A 12,404-nucleotide genomic window follows, 5' to 3' on the forward strand; every position below is an offset into this window, starting at 1 on the left:
TCCTCTATTCATTTAATTCTCCATAAAATAGTTTATATAGATAAGATTGTGGAATTAATTCCTCTGGACAAATTTTATATGTAGTTTTCATAATCGGTGTTATTTTTAACACTTCCTCCCATTCATATTTATCAAATATCTCATTTGCATTATCTCTTAAAAACCACACCCTCTCAGCTGGTGCTAAAACTGGTAATTCATCTACTAGGGCTTTGAATTCATCATTTAATTCATACTCAGATAAAATAAAATAATCCATCATCAAATAATGAATAAAAACAGGATATTTACGAACAAAATAGATATATAATTCGCAAATATGTTTAAAATAAGTTTTATATTTATTTCCAGCTAATAGGAATCCTGACCATTTAAATTCACCAACTGTTCTTTCTATATTGCTATCACATAATGGAGGATGTTTTAAGCTGAAAAATTCTCCTTCAAACATTTCTAATGTTGCATAAGGAGATACAAATAATGTTGCATCCATCCAAATCCCACCATATTGATAAAGTAAACTAAATCGAACAATATCAGAATAGTGAGCAGCCTTTAATTCTCTTCTCTTATATTTTTCAGTAATATCGTTTGGAACATTGACATATTTATGAAGATTTTCATCTGTTAACATATGAAATTCACAGCCATTTCTTTTTGCAAAATTTTTTATTGTTTTCATTGAGGCTCTTACCGTTTCAGGCATTTTTTCCTCTCCTTGCTGCCACATTGTCCAAATAATTTTTGGGGATTCTGGAGCAACTTCTTCTATCTCATCGTTCATCTCGCATATATGTGCTTCTTTTCTTAAGTTAAATACAAAATTCAAAAGAACCTTTTTACTAAAATCATAATATTTACTATCTGATTGTTGTGTATAGTAATACGCAAGTGTTAATTTAGGACCATAGTATCTAAAAATCTGTTGGTATCGAAATACTTTTTCGCGTATTGATTGTATCTTCAACATTCTTAACGTTTCCCTTCACATTTTTCTAATGCTATTTTTAGATAATGTCCATTACGAATATTATCCCCTATTTTTTTACTATTTCTTATCAATACTTCGTACTCATCATTACTAATAGAGTCTAAACGTTCTGCAATCTCAAATAAAGAATCCACTAATATTCCGCAATTATTTTTTGTCACGAAGTCAGTAAGAGCGGACTGTCTCCACACAATAATTGGAAATCCAGAAGCTAAATAGAGAGAAGCTTTATGTGGATTATTCATTTTTAAATATTCTCCAAACATTCCACTACAAGTATAAGGACTATCCCCATCCCATACTAAACCAAAACCACCTTCTAAATAATATGGAAGTTCTTCAGGAGAAAAAGCTCCCTTATAATGGACGTTTTGAGGAAGTTTCTCTTCTTCAAAGTTAATCCCAAAAATCGAAAATTCTGGATTATCAGGTAATTGTCTTGCATATTTTGCTTTTTTTATATCAAAATTTCCTGCTAATAACACGGTACTCTTCTCATACGTTTTTTTCACTTCGTAACAAGGAATCAGATAATCAAATATTTCTAATGAAATAATCTTTTTCTCTGGTATTCCCAAATGAACAAGTACATCTTTCATCTTATCATTATGTGCAATGATTCCATCCACTCTTTCTAGTACCGTCTTATTTTGTAAAAAATGAAGAAACGCATATTTAACATCTTGGAAAGATTTAATAGATCTGTTTCTCAGTGATTCAATATCATGAATAAGAAGATAAGCTTTGAATTGACGTTTTCTCAATAATTTCGTTAAAATTAACGCTTTTAATGAATGCCATAATAATGGAAACTGTAAAACTAGTACATCATTTTCAGTCAATGTAATAGAATTTGAATCATTATTTTGAAAAAAAGGATGATACTCTGCTTCTATCATTATTTTTTCAGCATCTAATCTAGCTTTAGATCCTGCATGTTTTTCGTATGCATAATCTTCCTTTAAGTAATATTTCATACTACTTCATTCCTTTCCATAAACCTTTTATAAAATATTTTTCCACCCTCCACTGAATCGCACCTGCAACTCTAGAAATAAAAACAATATTTTGAGGGAAAAAGTGATATGCTCGCATTACCAATGAACGGCTCGAAGCTCTTGCATACCGATTCAAATATTCTACATATTTCTCTTTATAAGGATTCCCCTCAAATATGTGATAATCAACAACATGCATCAAAACTAAATGGAATAAGCGACGACGAATATACGAAAGAGAATATGTATCACCTTGATATAATTGCTCCAACTTATCACAAATCGTAAATAAATCTAAATTTTTTATATTAAATTCTCGATTCATAATACTGCCTTGTCTCACACGATAATAATAACCAATATAATTGATTTTCACCATTTTACGAATATTTTTTAAAATTCCAATACCTCCATAAACATCTTCGTAAAATAAACCTTCTAAAAATGGAAAATTGATTATTACTTGTCTTCGAAAAAGTTTAGCGACCGCATTCAAACGGACAATATTATCTCTACATAAAGAAACTAAAGCTTCTTTAGAGTTCCCTTGAAAAATAATTTTCACATTTTTGGGTGTTGTTAACCCTAATTCTTGTTTTTCATTAGTATACCAACACTCAACAATATCAATATCTTCAGGAGTCATTTGTTTCATCAATTGTTCCAACATATCCTCTTTAAGTACATCATCACTATCAACAAATGAAATAAATTCTCCCTTAGATTCAAGCATTCCACGATTACGTGCTCCACTTAGCCCTTTATTTTCTTGATTAACCAACTTAAAACGACTATCCTTCTCGCAATATCGTTCACAAATTTCTTTTGATCTATCAGTTGAACCATCATTAACTAAAATCACTTCAATATCTGAATATGTTTGTTTCTGAATACTTTTCAAACATTCTTCTAAATATTCCTCAACATTATACACTGGTACAATAACACTAATCATACATTACCTCTAACTTTATCTTTTACGAATTTTGCTACAGAATTATATCTTAAATATAATGGAAATGTAATTCTTGTAAAATACTTAGGAGAACATAAATACCATCTTAATACTCTACAACTTCTTAGAACTTCATGTGATTTTTTGGCAATATTAGCAAATTTAGCAATATAGTCTTGGTATATATTATAATATATGTGATCAGGTTGTATTCTATAAAAAAGAACATGTTGAGAAATTACTAAAAATAAATACTTACTAAGTTCCGAAACTATTATATCATTTTTGAATTCTTCTAACAGTGAATCACATATTTTAAAGATATCAAGATTTTTCTCACTATATTTTTTTCTCATAATACTACCTGAGCGAATTCTATAATAATACCCAATCGTATCAAGAACGATCATTTTACGAATATATTTCAAAGTAACAATTCCTGTATAAAAATCTTCATAAATTAAACCTTTCAAAAAAGGTACCTGTTCTAGAATTCTTCGTCTATATAATTTATCCCATGCAAAATACGTAACTCCTCTATAATTTAGACAACTCGCTATAGCTTCAGATGAATTTCCTTGAAATACAATGTTAGGGCTTGTTTGCAGTATTAAATCCTCTTTATTTGTTGAATGATTGCATCCCACAATATCTACATCATCTTTCATAAAAGATAATAAAGTTTCTAATATATCAACTTTAATCACATCATCACTGTCTACAAAGTATATATACTCCCCTATAGATTCTCTTACTCCAACATTTCGTGCCTCACTTAATCCTTGATTCTCTTGATTAATTAACTTGAATCGATTATCTTGACGACAATATTTCTCACAAATTTCTTTTGAATTATCCGTCGAACCATCATTTACTAATATCACTTCAATATCAGTATAAGTTTGATGCTTAATACTTTCTAAACATTCTTCCAGATACTCTTCAACATTATAAACAGGTACAATTACACTAATCAATTTATGAACATCCATTTTATTCTCCTTTAATCACTAATGCTTTTAGATGTTTCAGCCTTCCCCATGTTTTATATACAAATGGAAAAGTGTATCGAAGATATAAACTAGGTGCTAATTTATACATTCTTATCATTTTACTACTCCTTGCTACTTCAGGAGATTCTTCCACAATTGCGACATACTGTTTCAATTTTTCTTCATACATCGATTGGTATGGATTAATCTTTTCAGTGAAATAATTATGATGAGTCGTTACAATTTGGACTAAAAATTTCCCGATATAGGGTAATAATTTTTTATCCGAGGAGAACAATTCAACTAATTTATCACTACTAATAAAAACATCTAAATTTTTCTCGGAAAATTTTCTATGCATCGTACTGTTTGAACGTTCTCTATAATGGTATCCTACATAATCAATTTTCACCATTTTACGGATAAATTTTAGAATTCCTACTCCATGATATATATCTTCAAAAATAACACCATTTAAAAATGGAAAATTCTCTAATAGATTTCTTCGATATAATTTAACAACTGGACTATATGATAAGCCGTAATTACAAGATTCTATAATTGCCTCTTCCGAATTCCCTTCAAATACTATTTGAATATTCTCTTTTTGGCTAAGTTTATTAAAAACACTTCTAACAGCTCTATATTCACATTCAACCAAATCAATTTCTTCAGTCATGTAACGATTTAAAATTTCAACATATTTTGAAGAAATAACATCATCACTATCCACAAAAGTTATATATTCTCCGGTAGAAACAGATACTCCATTATTTCTTGCAGCACTTTGTCCTTGATTTTCTTGATTAATCAACTTAAACCTACTATCCATCTGGCAATATCTCTCACATATTTCTTTTGAACCATCAGTAGATCCATCATTTACTAATATCACTTCGATATCTGTATAAGTTTGTTTCTGAATACTTTCTAGACACTCTTCTAAATATTCCTCTACGTTATAAACGGGTACGATTACACTAATCATAAATTCTCCTTAAATTTAATTTTTCAAATTATTTATAATAGATACATATTTAAAGTACAGGATAAAAATATATCTTGAAAAACATTTTGGAAATCTTAAATACCATCTCAAAACTCTACAACTTTTAAGAACGTCTGGTGATTGTTTCGCAATATTTGCATATTTTTCAATATGATTCCTAAACGTTTTATAATTAGAATGTCCTCGTTGAATTTTAAAGTTAACGAGATATTCTATTGTTATCAAAAAGTTAAATCTACCAATATATGGCAATAACTTATGAGTACTAAATTCTTCCAATAATAAATCACATATTTTAAATACATCAAGATTTTTTTTACTATATTTTTTTCCTGTAATACTACCTGAACGTATTCTATAATAATACCCAATTGTACTAATAACAACAATATTACGAATATACTTTAAATTAGCCATTCCAGTATAAATGTCTTCATAAATAAGACCTTTTGGGAATTGCACTGCTTCTACAATGTTTCTTCTATAAAGTTTAGACCATGCAGTAAATTTAACAGCTGCAGAGCCATAATGTAAACAATTAAATATCGCATCAAAAGAATTTCCCTTAAATACGATATTAGGATTTGTTTGAAGTCCTAAATCTTCTTTCTTAGAAGAATAATTACAACCCACAATATCTACATCATCTATCATAAAAGGCATTAAAGTTTCTAAAATATCAACTTTAATCACATCATCACTATCCACAAAGAATATGTATTCTCCTGTAGATGCTCTAACTCCCACATTACGTGCTTCACTCAATCCCTGATTTACCTGGTTAATCAGCTTAAAATGGCTATCTGTTTTACAATACAATTCACATATTTCTTTTGAACCATCAGTAGATCCATCATTTACTAATATCACTTCGATATCTGTATAAGTTTGCTTGCAAATACTTTCTAGACATTCTTCTAAATATTCTTCTACATTATACACAGGCACGATTACACTAATCATAAATTAACTTCCTTCTCATTTACTATTATTCTTCTACCTCTACTTCTTTAACACCATTTTTTAACTTCCAAAGAAAATTATAAATTGGAAAAATTACCGAATTATAATATTTTGGACTTATATTATACAACTTTATAAAACGTGTATTTTTAGCCAATTCAGGATTTTTCTTCGTTAAGTTTACATACTCAGCTAGTTTCTGGTTATAAAATTTTGCGTATGGATTACCTCTTTTGATGTCACTCTGATAATGCATCGTTGCTTTATGAACTAAAAAACTCCCAATATAAGGAAGAAGTTCTTCCCTATCAGAGTACAAAGCAACTAGCTTATCACAAACTGTAAATACATCTAATTTTTTTTCATTAAAATCTTGATGCATCGTACTAGCTTGATGCTGACGATAATAATAACCTACATAATCGATTTTAATGATTTTTCGAATATATTTTAACATTCCAATTCCACAATAAATATCTTCAAAAATTAATCCTTCTGGATATGGAACCGATTCAACAATTTCTCTCTTATAGAGCTTTGTAACGGGATTAACACTTAAAACATGATTAGGAAAAAATTTTACAGCTTCTTGAGAATTACCTTCAAATAGAATCGTTGTTTCTTTAGAATTTTCAATAAGGAAATCATTTTTAGATACGGTAAAATTACTTTCAACAATATCTACCTCTTCAGTCATATATTGCATTAACTTTTCTAAATAGTTCGTTTTAATAATATCATCGCTATCTACAAATGCAATATACTCACCTTTTGAAGCTGTTACACCAACGTTTCTTGCAACACTTTGGCCTTGATTTGTTTGATTAATTAAATGAAAACGACTATCCTCTTCGCAATATCGTTCAAGAATAGTTTTAGAACTATCAGTAGATCCATCGTTTACCAATATAACCTCGATATCTTTGTAACTTTGATTTTGAATACTATTTAGACATTCATCTAGATACCTTTCTACATTATAAATTGGAACAATTACACTAATCATAAGTTTTTTCCTTTCAAAACATTATCGAATATGATTCAAACTTTTTTTATAAAAATCTTTTAACTGTTGAATATTCTCATCAATATCAAATCGCAGTAATTCTTTCCAAAACGTTCTTTCGCTCGTTAATATAGGTGAGTTTTCTATATAGGCTTTCCAGCTTTCCTTTTCCAAAGGAAGAGCAGTACAAAGTTTATCTACTATTTGAGTAGTTGTATCAATCGTGTCATTCATAATTACATTTACTCCTGCACACTGTGCTTCAACTAAGACCATCGGAAAGCCTTCAAATAAAGAAGGAAAAGCAAAAACATCAAAGGCTGAATAAAACTTATATACATCATTTCTGTTCCCTGTAAATATGATATTCTTCATACCTATACATTTTTCTTCCAACTTCGAACGATTCGGACCTTCTCCAACTAAAAGAAAAGTAACATTTGGTAACTCTTTAGCAATCTCAATTAGAAAACTCTGATTTTTTCTTTCATCTAAAATTCCTACCATTCCAACTACTTTTTGATTTTCATGAATTGAAAATTCCTTTCTAATTTCTTCTCTATAATTAGAAGAAAATTTAAACTTTTCTATCTGAATCGCATTAGGAATAATTTTGAAAGATTTCTTACCGAAAATTTTTTCTCCTGCCAATTGTCCACAAGAAATTCGATGAGTTGCATTTTTTAAGGCTAGAGAAACTAATACTCTATTTCGAATGCTTTTTGCCCAAGTATCTGAAAATTGACTATTATGATTATGATAAATACGAACTGAAACACCATTTACTTTTGCATAGTAATTATGGATAAAAGCTGTAATTGGGTTATCGACATGTAGAATATCAATAGTTTTAGTTTTATAAAACTTTCTACATTCCCTAAAATAATCTAGAACTTTTGACATCTTTAATTCAGGAAATACTACTCTTTCAAATCCATTTTCATCCAAATATTGATTAAATGGAAAATGTGCATCTCCATTCGATTCGGCTACTATATATTCAAATTCCTCATCATCTTTTTGAATATGATTTTTGATAAAGCTTTGGACTCCTGTCGCACTTCCATCAACCGCACCTAAAACATGCATTACACGATATTTCATTCTATCACCTCTTATACCTTTTCTCTCATTTTTCTCTTATATATCCATTTTCTAACTTGATTTGGTAAGATTCTAATTACATTTCGAAGAAAAACATTTCTAATAAATTGGAAGAGATTAATGTCACCTCTACGATAAAAATCTAATTGAAGACAAAAATCAGTTTTTATATATAAGAGACCACCTCTTCGTAAGTAAGTAGAATCATTTGTTTGCATAACTACCAATGGCTCTTGAATGTTAAAAAAATCCTTTGTTGGATTGTCGTGTAGTAATCTCATTACTAAATCATAATCTTCTAAATAGCGAACTTTTCTATAATTTCCCGCTTTTAATATATAATCCTTCTTCATCATACTAGAAGGGTTATTAAAAGGATTTCTCATTTTAGAATACTTACGAATTTCAGAAGTAGTTTCGGGTACTTTCTTTAATACCGTGAATTCTGTATTCTTTTCTAAAATATTAGAACCTACCATAATCAAATTAGGATTACTTTCGAAAGCTTTTAATTGTTTTTCAAATCTTGTATCTAAACAATAATCATCACTATCAATTCTAGCTATCAATTCTGTTCGGCATTTTTTAACACCAAATCGTGATGTAGGTCCAGAACCCAAATTATACGGTAATCTGTATACCGATAAGATTGGGATACTCACTTCTAAACTCTCAATTTCCTTATCTAATTCCTCAGTTAATTCCCCATCACAAACTAAAACAATCTCCTTAGGTTTTATAGTTTGATTATACGAGGATAATAAACTTTTCCTTAAATTTTCAGGTTTTTCCCTTTTGTAGACTGTTATTAAAACTGAAAACTCCACGAAACTCCTCCTAAAATTTTTTTCCAATAAGCCAATCCGAAATAACTGATCGATATGGGACAACATTATACCATTCAGGTTTTAAATAAACTATTACAGAGAATAACAACCCATATATTATTATTATAGTATAAAATAATATCCATTGAATTCTTTTTTCCCTTATTTTACTAATAAACATAGGTACATATAAAGCCATAAATGGTGCAAAATAATAACCGAATCTTTCTAACAGACTAGTCTGTAATGTGAAAATTGTAAATATTAAATAAAAGAAAAATAAGTTTTTTATATACTCTTCTGTAGCTGTTAATTTAGATTTTCTTAATATCAGCTCCCCTATAACAAATAAAAAAGTACAAACTATCGTAAGACCTAACGGTCCAAACTTATAACTCTCTAAAAACCAAGTCGTTTCTAAATATGAAGAATACTGAGGAAAGACCTTAAGATATACTTCAGATAAAATTTTTAGAAAAGGAAAGGATATAATAGATATAATTAATATATATTTATATAAAGCTGAAGTTAGTCGTATTTTTTTTAATATTAAAAATAAAACGCAAATAACACCTGCTGTATGAAACAATGGTACCAGTGCTAAACACACGATCCCTCTTATATATTTACGTTTATCAAGAAATCTAAAGCTCAATAGAGCAATAGCTATAGATAAACCTTGTCTAATATTAGAAAATGAGTAAAACATCATACCCAACGAACTAAAATATATTACTAAACTTAGAAAGATATTCTCAGAATAATTCCAAAAAATATAAAACCAAATGAATAAAGTTATTGCAGCAAATGAAAACAGCAATATAGTGTAATGTTCAGAAATAGAACTTAAAAAATTATCAAAAAGAATATACCCAATTTCAAAACGAGATTTAAATATATTTGAAAATTCCGGTATCTCTAATGCTCTAGTTCGAAATATATGTACATAAATAATTAAATCCGATCCAACAGAAAATTTTCTAAATCCATCAACCACTAAGAACAAAATAAAAGTAGGAATTGCTAGTATTTTTATTTGTTCTCTTCTATCTTCTAAGTAATAATAAATCGAAGATAAAACCACAAGGTATATAAAAATAAAAAGATACGTTAACATCCCTACTCCTTTCTAATATATTTCATATATAATTTTATTATTTGTAATTATAGTAGTAATAGTTATTTTCATTTAAATCAAGTTTATTAGCTACAACACCTAAAAAGTTAGCCCCCACGTTATCGAGTCTTTTTCTCGCTTCAATAAGCTGATTACGTTTACAAACTTTCATATCTACTACTAATAATGTAGCATCCGCTACTCGTGATAAAATTTGCGCATCTGTTGCTGCAAGTAAAGGAGGTGTGTCTATAATGATATAATCATAGTTATCTACACAAGTCCCTAATATTTCTTCCATCACGCTACTTGTTAACATTTCTGCCGGATTTGGTGGAACTGGTCCTGATGTTAACACATCTAATTCAACATCATCAAAAGTTAGATGATTAATGGCATCCTCACTTATTTGACCTAATAATAATTTACTCAATCCAGTTTTATTTCTTTTTTCTATCAATTTATGCTGCGTTGGCTTTCTCATATCAGCATCTATTAAGATAACTTTTTTACCTTGTTGTGCCAGTACTGCTGAAAGATTAAGGCTTATCTCACTTTTTCCTTCATTAGGATTCGCACTAGTCACAACAATTATTTTTATATTTTTTCCAAAGTTTGAAAATTGAATGTTACTTCGCAAAGTCCTAAAAGATTCTGAAGCAACAGATTTACTATTATGAATAACTTCTATATACATACTTTTACCTTCTTCCCCTATCTTTTATAATTGGAATCATTCCTAAGACTGAACTACCTGCTAATTCCTCTATATCATCAAGAGAATCTATTGAATCATTCATAATATAACGAATAAACAATATATTAACTCCTATAAACGTAAACGCAATAAATGCAATTAACATATTTTTCCACAAGACAGGATAAACTGGATTAGGGTTCCCTTGAAGATCTGTTACTACTGATAAATCATCTCTACCTATTTTTTCAGCAGCAAAAGATTTATATTCATCTGAATATTTCTTTATATAACGTTCCGCTAGATCCCTATCTGTTGCTCTTACTGTTAATGTCATTAATTGGGATCCAGAATCATTTGTAAGTTCAACATCTTTAATTTGACTAATTTCTTTTGTAGTTAGATCTAATGATTCATTAGTCATATTCCTAACATTAGGCAATTTTGCAATTTCAAGGTAAGTTTTTGCTTGTCTTTGAAGTAAATCAATTGAAGTTAACGCACGAGAATCATCATTTATAACATTTGAACTTTTCATAATCAATGTAGATGATACACTGTAAACAGGTGAAATACAAAATACTGTATATGCAGTCACTACCGCCACTCCACTAAATATGAATATTAATAAAATCAATAGTTTCTTTTTGATAAAACTTAATATTCTCGAGATATTATTATTTAATAAAAACATTTTTTCCTCCTTATTTTATTATATGTTCTTAATTATCTAGCTCCATCTCCTGTAAAAACAACAATGATTGTTTTTAGTAGAATTAATAAATCTAATTTAACCCCTTCATTTTCTATATAATACTTATCTAATACTAACTTCTCTTTCGGAGTTAATGAATAGCCACCATTAACCTGTGCCCACCCCGTAATTCCTGGTTTTACCACTAAACGATCGTTAAAATCTGGTATATCTTTTAGAAATTCCTTGACAAATTCTGGTCTCTCAGGTCTTGGACCAATAAATGACATATCTCTTTTTAAAATATTAACCAGTTGAGGTAATTCGTCTATTCGAGTATTTCGAATGATGCCCCCCACTTTGGTAATACGATCATCATTTTCGCTCGCCCATTTATGGCCATCCTTTTCTGCATCAATATACATTGAACGAAGCTTATATATTTTAAAAATTCGTCCATTTAGTCCTACTCTTTCTTGAGTATAGAATGGATTAGCACGTATCTCTATAACAATAGCAATACATGCAAGCATAATGATAGGAATAACAAGTATTAACAATAAAAAACTTAAAATAAATTCAATGCAACTTTTAATATTGTTATAAAATTTCACTTTTCTTTTCATTAACAAAAGTAAGTTTACTGATATACTATAGATTTTATAATTAAGTTAGTTAGTCACTTTTCTATTTGTTATGCTAAATCTATTATACATCTATAGCAAACTTAATACAAGTTAAATTAAAACTTTACAAACATGTGAATTTATCAACTTAACTAGTATAAATTATATTTACTTTCATTATTCTCCTTTCTATAAACAATAATGTTCTATAATTATCTAGAATTTATAATATATAATCAATTCTTATATATCTTTATTTGTATATTCATATCTTAATAAAGTAACTTTAAATATACTTAATATACTACTTTATTTAATTTACTATATACAATTTCATTTTAACTCTAACAATATAATAAATATTCTTATAAATAACAGTAAAATTTTTATGAAAATTTTATTGTTCACACACGCATATATATATA

The 12,404-nt window shown here is 28.5% G+C and carries 13 protein-coding genes; all 13 read right to left on the bottom strand.

Features of this window, described 5'->3' with window-relative positions; genetic code table 11:
* Positions 1-4: 4 nt before the first annotated feature.
* The 13 genes from RWQ73_RS02660 to RWQ73_RS02720 are packed head-to-tail and all read right to left on the bottom strand — an operon-like array spanning position 5 to position 11,979.
* Complete coding sequence (locus tag RWQ73_RS02660; protein ID WP_314406577.1) at positions 5-970, bottom strand: capsular polysaccharide synthesis protein; 966 nt, start codon at positions 968-970, stop codon at positions 5-7.
* Positions 971-972: 2 nt separating this feature from the next.
* A complete protein-coding gene (locus RWQ73_RS02665; protein ID WP_314406578.1) occupies positions 973-1,968 on the bottom strand; it encodes a glycosyltransferase in 996 nt (331 codons plus the stop codon).
* Position 1,969: 1 nt separating this feature from the next.
* The gene (locus RWQ73_RS02670; protein WP_314406579.1) at positions 1,970-2,944 is read right to left on the bottom strand and encodes a glycosyltransferase family 2 protein; all 975 of its coding nucleotides are present in this window, start codon (positions 2,942-2,944) and stop codon (positions 1,970-1,972) included.
* Positions 2,941-3,936 (bottom strand): glycosyltransferase, encoded by a 996-nt coding sequence (locus tag RWQ73_RS02675; protein ID WP_314406580.1) that lies wholly within the window; start codon positions 3,934-3,936, stop codon positions 2,941-2,943. Before RWQ73_RS02675 ends, RWQ73_RS02670 begins: the two co-directional genes overlap by 4 nt.
* 1 nt (position 3,937) lies before the next feature.
* Complete coding sequence (locus RWQ73_RS02680; protein WP_314406581.1) at positions 3,938-4,924, bottom strand: glycosyltransferase family 2 protein; 987 nt, start codon at positions 4,922-4,924, stop codon at positions 3,938-3,940.
* Positions 4,925-4,939: 15 nt separating this feature from the next.
* The gene (locus tag RWQ73_RS02685; protein WP_314406582.1) at positions 4,940-5,908 is read right to left on the bottom strand and encodes a glycosyltransferase; all 969 of its coding nucleotides are present in this window, start codon (positions 5,906-5,908) and stop codon (positions 4,940-4,942) included.
* A 25-nt stretch (positions 5,909-5,933) separates the two neighbouring features.
* Complete coding sequence (locus tag RWQ73_RS02690) at positions 5,934-6,914, bottom strand: glycosyltransferase family 2 protein (protein WP_314406583.1); 981 nt, start codon at positions 6,912-6,914, stop codon at positions 5,934-5,936.
* Between the two features lie 21 nt (positions 6,915-6,935).
* Positions 6,936-8,018, bottom strand: a complete 1,083-nt coding sequence (locus RWQ73_RS02695; protein WP_314406584.1) for a glycosyltransferase — start codon at positions 8,016-8,018, stop codon at positions 6,936-6,938.
* A gap of 11 nt (positions 8,019-8,029) precedes the next feature.
* Positions 8,030-8,845, bottom strand: a complete 816-nt coding sequence (locus tag RWQ73_RS02700) for a glycosyltransferase (RefSeq protein WP_314084352.1) — start codon at positions 8,843-8,845, stop codon at positions 8,030-8,032.
* A gap of 10 nt (positions 8,846-8,855) precedes the next feature.
* Positions 8,856-9,962 (bottom strand): EpsG family protein, encoded by a 1,107-nt coding sequence (locus RWQ73_RS02705; protein WP_314406585.1) that lies wholly within the window; start codon positions 9,960-9,962, stop codon positions 8,856-8,858.
* Between the two features lie 37 nt (positions 9,963-9,999).
* Complete coding sequence (locus RWQ73_RS02710) at positions 10,000-10,659, bottom strand: CpsD/CapB family tyrosine-protein kinase (RefSeq protein WP_314084356.1); 660 nt, start codon at positions 10,657-10,659, stop codon at positions 10,000-10,002.
* Between the two features lie 4 nt (positions 10,660-10,663).
* The gene (locus tag RWQ73_RS02715; protein ID WP_314084359.1) at positions 10,664-11,353 is read right to left on the bottom strand and encodes a hypothetical protein; all 690 of its coding nucleotides are present in this window, start codon (positions 11,351-11,353) and stop codon (positions 10,664-10,666) included.
* 32 nt (positions 11,354-11,385) lie between these two features.
* Entirely contained in the window at positions 11,386-11,979 is a 594-nt protein-coding gene (locus RWQ73_RS02720; RefSeq protein ID WP_314406586.1) for a sugar transferase, read from the bottom strand.
* Between the last annotated feature and the right edge of the window lie 425 nt (positions 11,980-12,404).

The organism is uncultured Gemella sp., from assembly GCF_963525875.1.
GTDB lineage: Bacteria > Bacillota > Bacilli > Staphylococcales > Gemellaceae > Gemella.